16 protein-coding genes, 1 riboswitch and 1 other annotated feature are annotated in these 16731 nt (G+C 38.3%); of the genes, 12 read left to right on the top strand and 4 right to left on the bottom strand.

Going from position 1 to position 16731, the window contains the following annotated elements; all coding sequences use genetic code 11:
• Positions 1-67 precede the first annotated feature (67 nt).
• On the bottom strand, positions 68-895 hold the full coding sequence (locus tag LA20531_RS06220; RefSeq protein WP_056939521.1) for an aldo/keto reductase: 828 nt from the start codon (positions 893-895) through the stop codon (positions 68-70).
• A gap of 120 nt (positions 896-1015) precedes the next feature.
• Here LA20531_RS06220 and nagB point away from each other — a divergent pair, with 120 nt between their 5' ends.
• From nagB to LA20531_RS06205, 3 genes are all read left to right on the top strand, one after another.
• Positions 1016-1735: a glucosamine-6-phosphate deaminase gene (gene nagB / locus LA20531_RS06215; protein WP_056939520.1), complete on the top strand. Its 720-nt coding sequence runs from the start codon at positions 1016-1018 to the stop codon at positions 1733-1735.
• Between the two features lie 178 nt (positions 1736-1913).
• Complete coding sequence (locus LA20531_RS06210) at positions 1914-2561, top strand: deoxynucleoside kinase (RefSeq protein ID WP_056939519.1); 648 nt, start codon at positions 1914-1916, stop codon at positions 2559-2561.
• Between the two features lie 24 nt (positions 2562-2585).
• Complete coding sequence (locus tag LA20531_RS06205; RefSeq protein ID WP_056939518.1) at positions 2586-3272, top strand: deoxynucleoside kinase; 687 nt, start codon at positions 2586-2588, stop codon at positions 3270-3272.
• A gap of 70 nt (positions 3273-3342) precedes the next feature.
• Here the strand turns inward: LA20531_RS06205 and LA20531_RS06200 are convergent, their stop codons facing one another.
• Positions 3343-4143 carry a Cof-type HAD-IIB family hydrolase gene (locus LA20531_RS06200; RefSeq protein WP_056939517.1) on the bottom strand — a complete coding sequence of 267 codons (801 nt, stop codon included), beginning with the start codon at positions 4141-4143 and terminating at the stop codon, positions 3343-3345.
• Positions 4144-4366: 223 nt separating this feature from the next.
• Between LA20531_RS06200 and LA20531_RS06195 the strand changes: the two genes are divergently transcribed.
• Positions 4367-5674, top strand: a complete 1308-nt coding sequence (locus tag LA20531_RS06195) for an NCS2 family permease (RefSeq protein ID WP_056939516.1) — start codon at positions 4367-4369, stop codon at positions 5672-5674.
• Between the two features lie 210 nt (positions 5675-5884).
• Here LA20531_RS06195 and LA20531_RS06190 read toward each other — a convergent pair whose 3' ends face one another.
• The gene (locus tag LA20531_RS06190) at positions 5885-6616 is read right to left on the bottom strand and encodes a MerR family transcriptional regulator (protein ID WP_056939515.1); all 732 of its coding nucleotides are present in this window, start codon (positions 6614-6616) and stop codon (positions 5885-5887) included.
• Between the two features lie 180 nt (positions 6617-6796).
• On the opposite strand from LA20531_RS06190, the gene LA20531_RS06185 reads away from it, so the two are divergent.
• The 8 genes from LA20531_RS06185 to LA20531_RS06150 all read left to right on the top strand — a co-directional run bounded on the left by LA20531_RS06185 (position 6797) and on the right by LA20531_RS06150 (position 16048).
• Positions 6797-8104, top strand: a complete 1308-nt coding sequence (locus tag LA20531_RS06185; protein WP_014566261.1) for an NCS2 family permease — start codon at positions 6797-6799, stop codon at positions 8102-8104.
• 131 nt (positions 8105-8235) lie between these two features.
• A riboswitch (purine riboswitch) is annotated at positions 8236-8333 on the top strand.
• A 72-nt stretch (positions 8334-8405) separates the two neighbouring features.
• A complete protein-coding gene (locus LA20531_RS06180; RefSeq protein ID WP_056939514.1) occupies positions 8406-9716 on the top strand; it encodes an NCS2 family permease in 1311 nt (436 codons plus the stop codon).
• A gap of 101 nt (positions 9717-9817) precedes the next feature.
• Positions 9818-10053: a binding site (T-box leader), on the top strand.
• A 73-nt stretch (positions 10054-10126) separates the two neighbouring features.
• The gene (locus LA20531_RS06175) at positions 10127-11755 is read left to right on the top strand and encodes a peptide ABC transporter substrate-binding protein (protein ID WP_056939513.1); all 1629 of its coding nucleotides are present in this window, start codon (positions 10127-10129) and stop codon (positions 11753-11755) included.
• A 104-nt stretch (positions 11756-11859) separates the two neighbouring features.
• A complete protein-coding gene (locus tag LA20531_RS06170; protein WP_056939512.1) occupies positions 11860-12300 on the top strand; it encodes a CopY/TcrY family copper transport repressor in 441 nt (146 codons plus the stop codon).
• An 11-nt stretch (positions 12301-12311) separates the two neighbouring features.
• Positions 12312-12689, top strand: coding sequence for a cupredoxin domain-containing protein (locus LA20531_RS06165; protein ID WP_025014287.1), 378 nt, complete (start codon positions 12312-12314; stop codon positions 12687-12689).
• The gene (locus LA20531_RS06160) at positions 12689-12976 is read left to right on the top strand and encodes a cupredoxin domain-containing protein (protein WP_056939511.1); all 288 of its coding nucleotides are present in this window, start codon (positions 12689-12691) and stop codon (positions 12974-12976) included. The genes LA20531_RS06165 and LA20531_RS06160 overlap by 1 nt, the downstream gene beginning before the upstream one ends.
• Positions 12976-14904 carry a copper-translocating P-type ATPase gene (locus LA20531_RS06155; protein ID WP_056939510.1) on the top strand — a complete coding sequence of 643 codons (1929 nt, stop codon included), beginning with the start codon at positions 12976-12978 and terminating at the stop codon, positions 14902-14904. Before LA20531_RS06160 ends, LA20531_RS06155 begins: the two co-directional genes overlap by 1 nt.
• Positions 14905-15001: 97 nt before the next feature.
• Positions 15002-16048, top strand: coding sequence for a YdcF family protein (locus LA20531_RS06150; RefSeq protein ID WP_056939509.1), 1047 nt, complete (start codon positions 15002-15004; stop codon positions 16046-16048).
• Between the two features lie 4 nt (positions 16049-16052).
• Here LA20531_RS06150 and LA20531_RS06145 read toward each other — a convergent pair whose 3' ends face one another.
• Positions 16053-16706: a Crp/Fnr family transcriptional regulator gene (locus LA20531_RS06145; protein WP_056939508.1), complete on the bottom strand. Its 654-nt coding sequence runs from the start codon at positions 16704-16706 to the stop codon at positions 16053-16055.
• Positions 16707-16731: the final 25 nt, after the last annotated feature.

Here is a 16731-nt window from a genome sequence, read left to right as displayed (position 1 = left end):
CACATATGCACAAAGTTATCCACAAGATATAGTGAATAGTATCTTTTTCAAATACTATATCTTGTAATTAGATCACTGCTAGCGGAGTTTTTTCAGTAGGAACAGGAAAATCACTATTAATCAAACGAAGCTCATCCTCAGTTAATTTGATATTCTGGGCTTCAATGTTTTCCTTCATATGCTTGATCTTGGCAGCCTTAGGAATAGCTAAAACATTGCCATTGCGCATTGTCCAAGCAAGCATAATCTGATGTGGCGTAACGCCATGATCACGCGCAACAATTTTCAAATTACGCGTAATGCGAATCGTATCGCCAGCACCCGAATTAAACGGTGAATAGCCGATAAAACTTACACCATGCTTTTTTTGCCAATCTTGTAAGTCATACTCGGTTCCTCGCTCATTTAAATTGTACAGGTCTTCATTGGCAAAACATTTATCTCCACCAGGTACCGTGAAAAGTTCCTTCATATCGCTAGTATCGAAGTTTGAAACGCCCCAATGACGAATCAAACCTTCTTTTTGCAAAGCTTCAAGGCCACGAATTGTATCAGATAAGCGATGATTGCCACGCCAGTGAAGTAAATAGAGATCCAAATAATCTGTGCCTAGTCTTTCCAAACTAGCTTCCAAACTATGGCATTCTAATTCTGGCGTTGCATGATAGGGATAGAATTTTGAAATCAAAAATAATTTGCTTCTATCATAGCCTTTAATGGCTTCACCTACCAACTTCTCGCTTTTACCTTCACCGTACATCTCGGCTGTATCAATAATGTTTATCCCATGATCCAGTCCATAACGGATTGCGGCTATTTCTTCATCTTTTTTTCTGGGTTCTTCACCAATCTTCCATGTACCTATACCTAATCCCGTTAATTTTTCAAAATCCATCCTTATTCACTTCCTTTACTCAAATTCTAACATAGTTAAGAATATTTCTTTTTATTTAATTGACAAACTGGTCTATTCCATTTTATAATGGACTAGACCAGTAAATGAGGAGGATTTATTATGAAAGTTATTGTTACAGAAAACAAAATTCAAGGCGGAGCAAAAGCATTCGAAATTTTTGAAAAAGGTATTAAGAACGGTGCTAAGGTCTTAGGCTTAGCAACTGGTTCTACCCCTGAAACTCTTTACCAAAACTGGGTAAAGAGCGACCTTAACTGTGAAAATCTTACTAGTATCAACCTTGATGAATATGTTGGCTTAACACCAGACAATCCTCAAAGTTACCATTATTTCATGCAAAAACACTTATTTGATAAGAAGCCATTTAAGAAATCTTACATTCCTAATGGTATGGCAAAAGATATTCCTGCAGTTTGCAAAGAATACGATCAAATCATTAAAGAAAATCCTATCGACATTCAATTATTAGGTATCGGCCGTAATGGTCACATTGCCTTCAATGAACCAGGTACTCCATTTGACATCGGTACTCACGAAGTTAAATTAACTGAAAACACAATTAAGGCCAACTCTCGTTTCTTCGACAATGAAGATGAAGTACCAAAGAGCGCTATCTGCATGGGTACTGCTAACATTATGCAATCCAAGAAGATCATTTTGATGGCTTTTGGTGAAAAGAAAGCTAAAGCTATCAAAGAAATGATCGAAGGACCTATTACTGAAGAAGTTCCTGCATCAATTTTACAAAAGCACCCAGATGTAACTGTTATCGTTGACGAAGCAGCTGCTCAAGAATTGGATGACAAATACAAGAACTAAAAACAATACCAATAGAAAAACGGGTAGGCAAACTTGCCTAGCCGTTTTTTTCAATCCTATCCGTTTTTTATCCCTAACATATTGACAATTCTGATTTTTACCTAATTAAAAAAATCCTTGCACCACTACCAGATATTGACTAAACTATTAAAGCAACCCAATATATAGTAGAAAGAATGTGATTCAAGTTATTGTTTTAAGTGGGCCAATTGGAGCCGGTAAATCCAGTTTAACCAGTATTTTAGCTGAACATTTAGGTACGCAAGCCTTTTACGAAGGCGTCGACAGCAACCGAGTACTTCCTTTGTACTACAAGGACATGAAGCGTTACACCTTTTTGCTCAATACATACTTACTTAACCACCGTTTAGCACAAATTAACCAAGCTATTAAGGAGAAAAACAGTGTTTCTGACCGTTCTATCTATGAAGATGCATTGTTCTTTAAGATGAACGCTGACAGCAAGGTCGCTGATCCTACAGAATTCAAGATCTATGACGATTTGCTTGAAAACATGATGGAAGATACCCCTGGCAATCCAAGTAAGAAGCCAGATTTGCTTATCTACATCCATGTTTCCCTTGATACTATGCTTGCTAGAATTAAGAAACGCGGCAGATCCTTTGAACAAATCAGCACTGATCCAGGTTTAAAGGATTACTATGCTCGCCTTTTGAAATACTACGAACCATGGTATGAACACTACAATGCATCCCCTAAGATGAAAATCGATGGCAATAAGCTTGATTTCGTTACTAACATGGATGCTCAAAGAGAAGTATTGTCTGAAATTGATGATAAGTTGCACCAAATCGGCAACTTATAGTCTTAATAAAAAAGAAGGAACGTGATGACAGTTATTGTTTTAAGCGGGCCAATTGGAGCCGGTAAATCCAGTTTAACAGGTATTTTATCCAAATATTTAGGAACTAAGCCATTCTACGAAAGTGTTGATGACAACCCAGTTTTGCCACTTTTCTACGCTGATCCTAAAAAGTACGCATTCTTATTGCAAGTATATTTCTTGAATACACGCTTTCACAGTATTAAAGACGCATTGACTCAAGATAATAACGTGTTGGACCGCTCTATCTATGAAGATGCGCTCTTCTTCCAAATGAACGCTGACATTGGTCGTGCCACTCCTGAGGAAGTCGACACTTACTATGAACTTTTACACAATATGATGGGTGAATTAGACAGAATGCCTAAGAAGAACCCTGACTTGCTTGTTCACATCAACGTTTCTTACGACACAATGATTAAACGTATTCAAAAACGTGGCCGTCCATACGAACAATTGAGCTACGATTCAACTCTTGAAGACTACTACAAGAGATTGCTTCGCTACTACAAGCCATGGTATGACAAGTACGATTACTCACCAAAGATGGAAATTGATGGTGACAAATATGACTTCATGTCTTCTGAAGAAGATCGTGAAATCGTACTTGATCAAATCGTTGATAAATTGAAAGAAGTTGGCAAATTGCCAATGGACTGGGATAAGTCAACTGATATTCAAATTGAAGCTTAATTTCCCAGGTAATAAATGAAAAGAGCTAGGATATAAAATCCTAGCTCTTTTTGTATGCATTCTATTTTGTTTATTTAATATTTTCTAGCGCCTTAGCAATACCATCATGATTATTATCTAAGGTAATATCTTCTGATTTAAATTGCTTCTTCAAATCTTCTGGAGCATTACCCATCAAGAATGGATGACCTACTGCTTTTAACATTGCCTCATCGTTGTAGTTGTCACCAAAGGCAATACAATCTTTTAAATCTACGCCATATTCTTGGGCTACGATCTCAAGTGCACTCTTTTTGCTTACACCCTTTAAGACAATTTCAAGTAATATAGGCGAAGATTTTACAAAATCAAGGTCAGTGTACTTCTTTGCCAATTCTTTTTGCATACGGTCAATTTCTTCGGATTTACCCATGATTAAACCTTTATGTACACCTTGAAGTTTTGCAATTTGATCGATACTTGTCTTGGTAGATTTCACACCGACGATGCTTTCTTCTTTTTTGACCCAATCGCTCTCTTTTTCTGAGCTATACCACACATAGCCGCTATAAATGTTCCAAGCTGCACCGCTATTTTGCTCTTCAACGTAACGACAGATCTCTGCAGCTTCTTTTGCGTTAAAAAAGCGCGTAATTAGCGCTCTACCTATCTCATCTAGCGCTAAGGCACCATTATAGGCAATCATCGGAAAGACCTTAAGAATCTGTCCTACAGCCGTCATAATCCCTTTAGGAAGACGAGCTGAAGTTGGAATAAAGATATTGCCATTGATAATCTGATGTCTAATTGCATCACGCGTTTTAGGCGTTACCTTTAATTCATTGTTAATTAGCGTGCCATCGATATCTGAAAAAATAAGTTTTGCGGACATTTTTTCACCCTTAATCTGTTTAATCTTTGTAATTAAGAATAATGCTAAAAAACTGAGAATGAAAGTAATTTACGGCCCTAAAGCTACTTTTATACAGCAATTTATGATGAATCAGTGTGATCTCTTAATAATAATTCGTGTTTACAAATCTAAATATCAATGCTACAGTATAAGAGTTGCTTTTATGAAGTAAAAACACGAACAATTCTTTGGAGAGAGATTTATGAATTTTATTAGGAAATATTTTCAATTAGATAAATACAACACCAGTATTAAAGTCGAATTTATTGCTGGTTTGACTACTTTCATTAGTATGTCATACATTTTGTTTGTTAACCCTAGCGTTTTAGGTGCTAGTGGTATGAACACAGGTGCTGTGTTTACTGCTACTGCTTTGGCCAGTGCGCTTGGTAGTGCCATCATGGGTATTGTTGCAAACTACCCAATTGGTGAAGCACCAGCCCTTGGTATTAATGCATTCTTTGCTTACACCGTTTGTGTGGGGATGCACGTTTCATGGCAAACTGCTTTAGCCAGTGTTTTCGTTGCATCAATTATCTTCATTTTGATCACTTTATTTAAATTGCGTGAAAAGATTATTGATTCAATTCCAGCTGACCTGAAGTTTGCTATTTCATCAGGTATTGGTTTATTCATCGCCTTCTTAGGTTTGCAAAACGGTAAGTTAATTGTCGCAAATAAATCAACTTTGGTTGGCTTAGGCTCACTTCACGATCCACTTGTTTGGATCACCATTTTTGGTTTGCTTGTAACCGTTATTTTGATGATCTTGAACGTTCCTGGTGCCATCTTCATCGGTATGGTTTTGGCAGCTATCTTCGGTATTTGTACTGGTCAAATTGCATTGCCACACAAGGTAATCTCAACTGCTCCAAGTTTGGCTCCAACTTTTGGTCAAGCTATCTTCCACGTTAAGGACATTAATACCGTTCAAATGTGGGTTGTGGTTTTAACCTTCTTGCTTGTTACCTTCTTCGATACTGCCGGTACTTTGATTGGTCTTGCTCAACAAGCCGGTTTCATGAAGAACAACAAGATGCCACGTGTTGGTAAGGCTTTGGCTGCCGACTCAAGTGCGATGGCCGTTGGTTCAATTTTGGGTACTTCACCAGTTGGTGCGTTCGTTGAATCAAGTGCCGGTATCGCCGTTGGTGGTAGAACTGGTTTGACTGCAGTTTTCGTTGCTATCTTCTTCTTGATCTCAATGATCTTCAGTCCACTTTTGGGTGTGTTCACTAGTCAAGTTACTGCACCAGCCTTGATTATCGTTGGTGTATTGATGGCCCAAAACACTGCTCACATCCACTGGAACAAGTTAGAAATTGCGGTTCCTGCATTCCTCATCATTTTGGGTATGCCACTTACTTACTCAATTTCTGATGGTTTGTCATGGGGTATGATCACTTACCCAATCTGCATGCTTGCAGCTAAGCGTGGTAAGGAAATCAGCCCGATGATGTGGGTACTATTCTTCGTATTCATCATCTTCCTGTGGGTACTGAACTTTTAGATGAAAAACAATAAATAAAGAAAGGACTAAGTTTGAATTTGAGCTTAGTCCTTTTTGTTTACACTTTTTCCTATTTATATCGATTATAATCGATGAAAACACTAAAATTATTAATCTTATCTAGTATAATCGATAAGATTGCAAAAAAGGAGCCTTTTATCGAATATACTCGATAACAGCTTCTTAAAAATGTGTATTTCCCTGGAAATACTAGCGTACAGTTTCCAAACAATATGATTTTTTATGACAGTTTGGGCAACGTAATCTTCTAGTATGCGGCGTATGTGCCGCAAACATAAAGCTTTTAAGTTCTGGAACAAATTTGTAATCGCAATTAGGACAAATATATGCCACTTTTTGATAATAATTTTTAAGTAACACAACAGACATTGCAACCAAGATTGCTACTAAAACAGCTACCGAAATATACGCCGTAGTGTTCATCTTATTGATGATACAGTACGCGATAAATGTCATACCAATCAGCTCAACAGCAATTTCCACTGCTGACAGCTTCCACATTGAACGTGTTAATTCTTTATACCTAGTTTCATTATTCATAATCTTCGTAATGTCAGTAACTTCAGCAATACCTTTAGGTTTATTTAATACCTTCTGCAATTGCACTATTTTCTTATTTTGCTTTTCTAGTTTTTGTACTTCCTGGCTATTTCTTTCCATTTGATCTTTAAGTAAAAGACCAATCGTTTTTTCACTATTTGGATCCTCCAGTATCTTTTGAATATCCTTTAGTGAAAAGCCTAGTTCTTTTAAAAAGATAATCAGTTTTAATTGTTTTATCTGCTCATTTGAATATAAACGATAGCCACTTTCACTCACTCTGCTTGGTTTAACCAGGCCTTTTTGATCATAATAGCGAATTGTCCTGGTGGTTATATTCAACTGTTTGGCTAGATCTCCGATTGTGTATTCTTCTGACATTACTTTCTCACCTCACAACTTAAATATACGGGTTTACGCTGCGTTAAAGTCAAGAATAAGCTAAATATTCCCGAAAAAACTTCAAAAAGCAAATATTTCACTATTTTTCTATTGAAATTATTAACATTATATGTATAATCTTAATTGAATGTTCACTTTATACAAATTTTGGAGGACTAAATGAACGCAATCAGTAATTTCTTTCATTTAAAGGAGAACAATACCTCCTTTAAGACCGAGCTTTTAGCCGGCCTAACTACTTTTGTAAGTATGTCTTACATTCTGTTCGTCAACCCCAATGTTTTGGGCGCTAGTGGTATGGATAAAGGTGCTTTGTTCACCGTTACCGCATTATCTGCTGCATTTACCTGTATCGTGATGGGACTTGTTGCCAACTATCCAATCGCTTCAGCTCCAACGTTAGGTTTGAACGCATTCTTCACTTACACAGTTTGTCTTGGCATGCACGTTAAATGGCAAACAGCTTTAGCTGCCGTTTTTGTTGCATCAATTCTTTTCATTTTACTAACTGTCTTTAAAGTTCGTGAGATGATCATTGATGCGATACCTGCAGACATTAAATATGCTATTTCTGCCGGTATCGGTTTATTCATCGCCTTCATCGGTCTTCAAGGTGGTAAGTTAATTCAAAACAGTGACTCAACTTTGGTTACTATCGGTAGCCTTAACAATCCAACTGTTTGGATCACTATTTTCGGTTTATTCATTACTATCTTCTTGATGATTGCCCGTGTACCGGGTGCCATCTTCATCGGTATGATTATATCTGCTGTCTTCGGTGTCGTTATTGGTCAAATTCCAATGCCTAAGAGTATTATCTCATCTGTTCCAAGCATCGCTCCAACGTTTGGTCAAGCAATCTTCCATATCGGTGACATCAACACCGTTCAAATGTGGGTAGTTGTCTTCACCTTCTTGCTTGTTACCTTCTTCGATACCACTGGTACCTTGATCGGTTTGGTTCAACAAGCTGGTTTGATGAAAGACAACAAGATGCCACGTGCCGGTGAAGCTTTAGCTGCCGACTCATCTGGTATGCTTGTTGGTTCAGTTCTTGGTACTTCACCAGTTGGTGCATTTGTGGAATCAAGTTCTGGTATTGCCGTTGGTGGTAGAACCGGTTTAACCGCAGTTTGGGTAGGTATCTTCTTCCTCATTTCTACAATCTTTAGTCCAATCTTAAGTGTCTTTACCACTCAAGTAACTGCTCCTGCCTTAATCATTGTTGGTGTACTGATGGCCGAAAACTTGGCTAACGTACATTGGACCAACCTCGAAATCGCCATTCCATGTTTCCTTATTGCCATCGGAATGCCTCTTACATACTCTATCTCAGACGGTTTAGGTTGGGGAATTATCGTTTATCCAATCTCAATGATCGCAGCAAAGCGTTTCAAAGAGATTACGCCAATGATGTGGATTCTATTTGTAGTATTCGTTATCTATTACATCGTTTTAAATGTCTAGCTAATTTCACTAGTAAAATACCTCTTTCAAAAACAAGTAGTTAACAGCTACTTGTTTTTTATTTCTCAGGAAATAACTATAATACATATCCTCCCAACCCTAATTTGCTTATCTACTAGATTTCTGCTAGAATACTTAACAATCAATATATCTATATATCGTCGAGATAAGTTCGACAGTGTCTACCCTGAACCATAAATTCAGGACTATAGGTATTAGACGTCACAAATCGTTTAAAGGACATCTTTTACCCATAGTTGGTGGGTAACTGTGTCCTTTTTTCATTTGTTTTGGAGGAAAAATGCAGACATTAGATAAAGTCTTTCATTTACAGGATGCTCATACCACTGTTAAACGCGAGTTAATCGCTGCATTAACTACGTTTGTTAGTCTCTCCTACATCCTATTTGTTAACCCTAACATTTTGCACGCAGCTGGTATTCCAAAAGGTGCAGCATTTACGGTTACCGCAGTAGCAACTGCCATTGGTTGTTTCTTGATGGGATTCATCGCAAACTATCCTATTGCGCTTGCTCCAACCTTGGGTAGTGGTGCCTTTTTCGCATACAACGTATGTGTTGGAATGCATATTTCCTGGGAAACAGCCTTAGCTGCTGTGCTTGTTGCATCAATCTTATTCATTTTAATCACTATTTTCAAATTGCGTGAAATGGTGGTTAATGCAATTCCACAAGATATGAAGTATGCAATTTCGGCTGGTATTGGTTTATTCATTGCCTTTATTGGGTTAAAAAATGGTCAATTAATCGTTAACAGCGATTCAACTTTAGTTACCTTGGGCAAGTTTAGTAATCCTGCCGTTTGGATTACTTTGTTCGGTTTAATTTTAACTGTTATCTTGATGTGTTTGAACGTACCTGGTTCAATTTTCATCGGGATGATCGTTACTGCTATCTTCGGTATGATCATTGGTCAAATTCCATTGCCTCACGGCATCGTTTCAGGTGCGCCAAGCATTGCACCAACCTTGGGTCAAGCCGTTTTCCACTTAAAGGATATTAATACCGCACAACTTTGGATGGTTGTTTTGACCTTCTTACTTGTTACTTTCTTTGATACTGCTGGTACTTTGATCGGTATGACTGAACAAGCCGGCATGGTTGATAAAGATGGTAAGATTCCACGGATCGGTCGTGCCTTTTTAGCTGATTCAACTGCTATGGTTGAAGGTGCTGTCTTGGGTACTGCCCCACTTGGTACTTCAGTAGAATCAAGTGCGGGTATCGCAATGGGCGGTAGAACTGGTTTAACTGCAATCTTTGTTGGTATCTTCTTCATCATCAGTATGATTTTCAGTCCACTTCTTTCCGTTATTCCTACTACTGTAACGGCTCCAGCTTTGATTATTGTTGGTGTGCTTATGGCAAGTAACTTAAGACAGATCGATTGGGACAAGTTTGAAATTGCCTTTCCAGCATTTTTAACTGTTGTAGGGATGCCATTAACTTACAGTATTTCAGATGGTTTGGCATTAGGACTTATTGCCTACCCTATCACTATGATCGCTTCAAAGCGTGCCAAGGAAGTTACTCCAATGATGTATATCTTATTCGTGGTATTCGTCATCTTTTTCCTGGTCACTAACTTATAAACCAAAAGAGATCCGTATGGGTCTCTTTTGGTTTGCCTTTTTTAAATTTTTTGTTGACAAATTATTTCCTAGGCTATATTATGATAACAACATTAAAAACAAATTAAGCAATGACAAGGAAAGTAAAAAATAAAACTTTCTACAGAGAGTTTCTAGTTTGGTGAGAAGAAATGTCTGTTTTTATTTTTGAAAATGGCCTTCGAGCATGAACCTGCGATATTTAGCAGATTCAGGGTCCGCCCTCTATTGCGGTAATATATCGCCCTTTGGGCCGTACATGAACCGAGGTGGAACTTCCATAAAGAATAGGTGGTACCGCGTGATAAACGCCCTATTAGATCGACATGATCTAGTAAGGCGCTTTTTCTTTTTCATTGCTTAATTTTCGTCTATCGTAAAGGAGTTTAGCAATGAAAATATCAAAGAAGATTTTAGCAACAGGTACAATTATCGTTTCAGCATTAGCTCTTGCAGCTTGTGGTAATCAATCAGCTTCACAAAAGAAAAAGCAAGTTTTAAATTGGTCAGAAACCACCCAGTTATCAACTCAGGATCCATCTTTAGCTACTGACACTACTAGTTTTCAAGCCCTATTAAACACTGGTGATGGCCTTTACCGTTTAGATAAAAACAACAAGCCTAAACTATCTTTAGCCAAATCTGTTAAGACCTCTAAAGGCGGCAGAGTTTATGATTTCGTTTTACGTAAAAATGCTAAGTGGTCAAACGGCGATCCTCTTACTGCTAAAGATTTCGTTTATTCCTACCAAAGAACTGTCAACCCAGCTACCAAATCGCAAATGGCTTTCTACCTCTACCAAATTAAGAATGCTCAAGCAATCAACAGCGGAAAGAAGAAGCCATCTACTATTGGTGTAACCGCACCTTCAAAATACCATTTACATATCGAACTTACTCGTCCATTGAGTTACTTTAAGAATTTACTTGCTTGGCCACTATTCTTCCCACAAAACCAAAAAGTAGTTCAAAAGTACGGCAAACTTTACGGCACGCAAGCTAATTACACCGTTTCTTCTGGTCCCTTCATTTTAACTAAATGGACCGGCAATAATAAGACTTGGACTTTAGTCAAAAATAAGAATTACTGGGATGCAAAAGACGTTAAATTAAGTAAAGTTAACGAACAAGTTAGTGAATCAACTACCACTAGCTACAACCTCTTCCAAGCCGGAAAAGCTGACGAAACAGGCTTAACCGGTCAACAAGTAGCTTCCAACAAGAATAAGGCCGGCTACCACGCTAGACTTTCTTCAGCTATTCGCCGTCTTGAATTAAACCAAAACAAGGTTAAGGCATTTAAGAATCTGAAAATTAGGCAAGCATTCTCATATGCAATCAACCGTCAGCAATTGGCTAACAACATTTTAAAGGATGGTTCTATTCCAGCTAAAGGCTTCGTTCCATCAGGCATGGGTACAAATCCAAAAACTGGAGCTCAATTTGAAAATGACGCTTACGTAAAAAGTGGTGTCAGCTACGACTTGAAGAAAGCAAAGTCATTGCTTCAACAAGGCTATAAAGAAACTGGCATCAAATCTATTAAAGTTACTTTGCTAGCTAGTGATGATGACTCTTCAAAGCAAACTGCTGAGTTCTTACAAAGTCAATTAGATCGTTTACCTAACGTAAATATCTCAATTCAAAATATTCCATTTACTCAATTAATTTCTCGTCAAACTGCAGGAAACTATGAAATTACACTAAAGAATTGGCAAGCCGTTTTTGGTGACCCAATTAACTTCTTAGATGTTTTCCAAAAAGGATCAAGCTACCTTAACAACGGTTGGAACAACAATCAATTCAACAAATTGTTAGATCAATCTGAAAATGTCTACGGTAATAATCCTGTTAAACGTTGGAGCAGATTAGTAGCCGCTGAAAAGATCTTAATGAAAGATCAAGGTACCATTCCATTAGTTCAAGTAGCCCACCCTCAACTTCTTAAAACTGATGTTAAGAATGTATCCTTTAATCCAACCGGTGTACCATACGACTTTAAGAACGTTTATTTAGGCTAATAATCTTAAGAAAGACACACGTCTTTCTTTTTTTATAGTTTCAGTGTTTACAAATGTAGATTTTAATTGTATAGTTACATTTGTAAACTATAGGGGGGAAAGAAATGGTTAAACTTCAAGAAAAAGAAAGCACGATTTCCGACAGCGAGTGGGAAGCCATGCGTATCATTTGGACCCTTGAGCCTGTCAGCTCAACCAAGATCATTGAAAAACTGCAAGCCAAAAAAGATTGGTCCGAATCGACAATCAAAACTTTATTGCGACGTTTGGTTAAAAAGAACCTGCTGAGCACGAAAAAGGAAGGTAGACGCTTCGTTTATACTGCTAAGGTCAATCAGACGCAGGTAATGGCGGAAGCCGCACAGGAGCTGTTAAACCGCATGTGCGATATGCATAAAGGTGAAGTTCTCTTGCAGCTATTAACCGATTCTCCTATTTCAAAAAGTGATTTAGCAAAAATGCAGCAAGTAATTTCTGAAAAAGAAAAAAGTGCCCCTGACATGGTTCCTTGCAACTGTTTGCCAGATAAAGAGCACGTCTGCTAGGAGGAAAAGATATGGGTATTTCACAAATTATCACGTTGATCGTGGCCATCTTGCTGATCGGCTTCATTCTTTGGTGGTTCTTCGGTAAACACCAAGAAGCCGTCGGCACAGCCACAGTTGACCAAGGTACGCAAGAAGCAAACATCGTCGTTAAAGGTGGCTACTCTCCTTCAACCGTTGTGCTTAAGCAAGGCGTACCTGCCAAGGTAAACTTCGATATGAATGATTCAACAGCATGTTTGTCTCACGTTGTTTTTGAACAACTCGGTGTTGATAAAGATTTAACTAAGCAAAAAATTACTACTATTGATATTCCCACTGACAAGAAAGGCACTTATAACTTTGCTTGTGGTATGGATATGTTTCATGGAAAGGTTGTTGTTAAATAATGAGTATTTTTTCAAAGAATCAAACTAAAAAAGTTGTCGTAAACGCAGAAAATCATGGTTACAAGCCTGATATTGTTACTTTCAAGCAAGGCAAGCCTGCTCAATTGAAGTTTATTTCTTCAGACAATATGGGATGTATGAACGAAGTCGTTTCAAAGGACTTAAACTTTGACGAAAAATTAGACGATAAAAAAGAAGTTACTATTGATGTTCCAACCGACAAACCAGGTACTTACAACTACGCTTGCGGAATGGACATGTTCCATGGGAAGGTCGTCGTTAAGTAATGAAACTTTCAAACATTAAACGGTTTTGGATTTCATTTATCTTATCAATTCCAATGCTTATCCAAATGTTTGCCATGCCATTCCATTGGATGATGCCTGGCTACAATTGGATCGCATTTATAACGACAACGATTATCATGGCTATTTCAGCCGCTCCATACTGGAGTAGTGCCTGGGCCGCTTTCAAGCATCATAGCGCTAATATGAATACGCTGGTTGCTGTTGGTACTGCTGTTGCCTATTTCTACAGTATCTTCGCTATGTTCACCGGACATGAAGTTTACTTTGAAAGTGCCGCATTTGTAACGGTCTTCGTTCTTTTGGGCGACGCTATGGAAGAGCAGATGCACAATAACGCATCTAACACTTTAGCTAAGTTGATTGACTTGCAAGCTAAGGACGCCGAAGTTGAACGTAACGGTGAATTCGTTAAGGTGCCACTTGATCAAGTTAAGGTTGGCGACATTATCCGCGTTAAGCCTGGTGAAAAGATTCCAGTTGATGGTGTTATCGTCGACGGTTCAACTACTATTGATGAATCAATGGTTACCGGTGAAAGTATGCCAGTAACTAAGAAAAAAGGCGATGACGTTGTAGGTTCAACTATCAACACTAACGGTACATTTAATTTTAAAGCAACCAAAGTTGGTAGCGACACGATGCTTTCACAAATCGTTGATTTAGTTAAGAAGGCGCAAACTAGTCACGCCCCTATCCAAAACTTGACTGATAAAATCTCCAATATCTTCGTACCTGCTGTTTTAATTATTGCGATTATTACCTTCGTTATTTGGTACGTATTCTTGAACGCTCCATTAGTTACTGCATTGCTATTTGCAGTTTCTGTTGTAGTTATTGCTTGTCCTTGTGCCCTTGGACTTGCTACTCCTACTGCATTGATGGTTGGTACTGCACGTAGCGCTAAGATGGGCGTTTTAATCAAAAACGGTGAAGTTCTTGAAGAAGTTAGCGACCTTGATACTGTTGTCTTCGACAAGACCGGTACTATTACCGTTGGTAAGCCTCAAGTAACCGATGTTGTTGGTGATCAAAACAAGGTTTTGACTATTGCCGCAAGTTTGGAAGAAAACTCTGAACACCCACTTGCGACAGCTGTAGTTAAGAAAGCTAAGGAAGACAAAATTGCTTTAGCTCAAGTTAAAAACTTTGCTGCAATTGAAGGTAAAGGAGTTAGAGCCAGTTATGATGGTCAAACTGCTTTTGTAGGTAGCGACAGATTGCTTGAAGATATTTCCATTTCCCAGGAAATGAAAGATCAAGCCATTAAGTTGCAAAAAGAAGCTAAAACTGTTGTTTATGTTGGTTTAGGTCAAGAAATCATCGGTTTAATCGCTATTCAAGACGTTCCTAAGCCGAGTTCAAAGGCGGCTATTGCAGAGCTTAATAAGCGTGGTTTAAAGACTATCATGCTTACTGGTGATAATCCAAACGTCGCTAACGCTATTGGTAAGGAAGTTGGCATTGACCAAGTTATCGCTGGTATTTTACCAACTGAAAAAGCTGCTGAAATTAAGAAGTTACAAGATGAAGGCAGAAAGGTGGCTTTTGTAGGTGACGGTATCAACGACGCTCCTGCATTGTCTACTGCAGATGTAGGTATTGCAATGGGGGCTGGTACAGATGTTGCGATCGAATCTGCTGGTATCGTCCTTGTTCAAAACGATTTAATGGGCGTTGTAAGAGCTTGGAGCATCTCTAAGAAGACTTTCAATAGAATCAAATTAAACTTGTTCTGGGCCCTCATTTACAACACTATCGGCGTCCCTATTGCCGCCGGCCTCTTCATGGGATTAGGTTTGACCTTGAGCCCTGAACTTGCAGGTTTGGCGATGGCCTTCAGTTCCGTATCAGTTGTAACTAGTTCACTACTTTTGAATAAAACAAAAATTGCTGGTGAAACAGCCTAAAATATCAAAAAACGCATCCTGCGGGATGCGTTTTTATTTTTCTTTTAGTTAATAAACTACGTATAATTAAATTAGCTATCTAAAGGAGTTTTTTAATATGTTAACCTTTTTCTATTGGCTTTTAGCATTGTTTCTAATCAATCTTGGGCTCTTTATCTTTGTACTAACGCATGAACGGCGTTCAATGTGGGCTGGATTGACCCTAACTTCTACCTTAATGTTTCTGGCTTTTCTAGCCGTCGATTTTCTAATTGTCGTCGACATTAGGCACCCTGAACAACATCACTTAATTTCCGACTTTTTACTCTTAGTAGCCGTAGGCATCGCTTTATTCATCTTTGCCTTCGTCTTTCTTTTAATCGCCATTTTTCTCTATAACGGCATCAAGATCTTAATCAAAGAAGGCACTAGATGGACTAACTTCCTGTCTCTAGGAACAGGTATCGTCATCATTTTACTAATTTTCGCCTACCCTGCTTTTGGTCGTTTCAATTCTGCTCCTTGGTTCAGATTTATTTATCTATTTTTATCAATGAGCATTCTTTATTTAATCTTCATCATGATGATGTATACCCTGACTGCTTGGTTGAACCTCATTAATTTCAATATCAAGAAGCTAAACTACGTTGTCGTTCTAGGTGCAGGATTAATTGGCAAAAAAGTTACGCCACTTCTTGCCAGCCGAATCGATCGCGGAATTGAAATTTATCACAAAAATCCTGGCTCAAAATTGATCATGTCTGGTGGCCAAGGTCCCGATGAAGAAATTCCTGAAAGCCACGCTATGGCCGCTTATGCGGAAGAACATGGCGTGCCCAAGTCCGACATCATCATTGAAGATCGTTCCAAGACAACTAATCAAAACCTTAAGTTTTCACATCAACTGATGCAGCCTGACAGCACATTTTGTATCGTTACTAATTCGTATCACGTTTATAGAGCGCTTGTTTTGGCTAAGCGTCAAGGCTTAAAGTGTATTGGCTATGGTGCCAAGACCAAGTGGTATTTCACCTTAAACGCCTTTATTCGCGAATTTATTGCCTACCTAGTTATTACTAAAAGAATGCAATGCACTATCATTGGCTTCTTTGCCTTGATCAATATCGGCTTGGCATTTGTGTATTACGTCATTCGCCCATTATAAGCTATTAATTTTTAACAATAGTAATCTCTCGGCGATTGACCCTGATCTTATTTTCCTTTTCTAATAGCTTCAATTGTCTGCTCAAAGTTTCAGGACTGGTTCCTAAATAACTGGCTAAATCTTTCTTTTTCAAAGGGAGAGAAAATCTAGCTGAGCCCAACTTTTGACTTTGTTCAACCAGATAATCCATCAAGCGGTCTTTGGCATTCATCGAATTTCTTCGAATTGAATTCGTTTCTGCCGCTACTAGCTTTTCACCAAATGTATTAAGCAAATTGATGACTAAATCTGGCGTCTTTTTAAGCAAGTTTTGAAAATCATCACGATTAATTGAGCAGACATACGTATCTTGCAACGCCTGAATATAATTTTCATGATTTGGTTCTTTAAAAAGACTCTGCTGTCCAGCATAATCACCCTTATTGATTACGCCCAACACAGTTTCTTTGCCGTCTTCATTCAGGCTATAAATCTTGGCACTACCCTCATCCATGAAGATCATGCCTTCCTTACCGTCGCCTGGCTGACGAATAATTGTATTTCTTGGGAAATATTCCTGATGAGTTGAGATTGCTGCAATTTTCTTTAGGGCATCAGATGATAAGGATGAAAATAAATCTGTCCTACTGATACAAGCTACTGCCGAATGTTTTTTCATATTTCTTACTCCTAGAGAAAAAGCA

It is taken from the genome of Lactobacillus amylovorus DSM 20531 (assembly GCF_002706375.1).
Lineage (GTDB): Bacteria > Bacillota > Bacilli > Lactobacillales > Lactobacillaceae > Lactobacillus > Lactobacillus amylovorus.
The sequence above is the reverse complement of the archived record's forward strand: the minus strand, read 5'-3'. Positions and strand labels throughout refer to the sequence as shown.

Excerpts from the sequence above, each read along its gene's own strand:
- LA20531_RS06220 (WP_056939521.1), bottom strand. The coding sequence starts at position 895 with ATGGATTTTGAAAAATTAACGGGATTAGGTATAGGTACATGGAAGATT.
- nagB (WP_056939520.1), top strand. The coding sequence starts at position 1,016 with ATGAAAGTTATTGTTACAGAAAACAAAATTCAAGGCGGAGCAAAAGCA.
- LA20531_RS06205 (WP_056939518.1), top strand. The coding sequence starts at position 2,586 with ATGACAGTTATTGTTTTAAGCGGGCCAATTGGAGCCGGTAAATCCAGT.
- LA20531_RS06200 (WP_056939517.1), bottom strand. The coding sequence starts at position 4,143 with ATGTCCGCAAAACTTATTTTTTCAGATATCGATGGCACGCTAATTAAC.
- LA20531_RS06195 (WP_056939516.1), top strand. The coding sequence starts at position 4,367 with ATGAATTTTATTAGGAAATATTTTCAATTAGATAAATACAACACCAGT.
- LA20531_RS06190 (WP_056939515.1), bottom strand. The coding sequence starts at position 6,616 with ATGTCAGAAGAATACACAATCGGAGATCTAGCCAAACAGTTGAATATA.
- LA20531_RS06185 (WP_014566261.1), top strand. The coding sequence starts at position 6,797 with ATGAACGCAATCAGTAATTTCTTTCATTTAAAGGAGAACAATACCTCC.
- LA20531_RS06180 (WP_056939514.1), top strand. The coding sequence starts at position 8,406 with ATGCAGACATTAGATAAAGTCTTTCATTTACAGGATGCTCATACCACT.
- LA20531_RS06175 (WP_056939513.1), top strand. The coding sequence starts at position 10,127 with ATGAAAATATCAAAGAAGATTTTAGCAACAGGTACAATTATCGTTTCA.
- LA20531_RS06170 (WP_056939512.1), top strand. The coding sequence starts at position 11,860 with ATGGTTAAACTTCAAGAAAAAGAAAGCACGATTTCCGACAGCGAGTGG.
- LA20531_RS06165 (WP_025014287.1), top strand. The coding sequence starts at position 12,312 with ATGGGTATTTCACAAATTATCACGTTGATCGTGGCCATCTTGCTGATC.
- LA20531_RS06160 (WP_056939511.1), top strand. The coding sequence starts at position 12,689 with ATGAGTATTTTTTCAAAGAATCAAACTAAAAAAGTTGTCGTAAACGCA.
- LA20531_RS06155 (WP_056939510.1), top strand. The coding sequence starts at position 12,976 with ATGAAACTTTCAAACATTAAACGGTTTTGGATTTCATTTATCTTATCA.
- LA20531_RS06150 (WP_056939509.1), top strand. The coding sequence starts at position 15,002 with ATGTTAACCTTTTTCTATTGGCTTTTAGCATTGTTTCTAATCAATCTT.
- LA20531_RS06145 (WP_056939508.1), bottom strand. The coding sequence starts at position 16,706 with ATGAAAAAACATTCGGCAGTAGCTTGTATCAGTAGGACAGATTTATTT.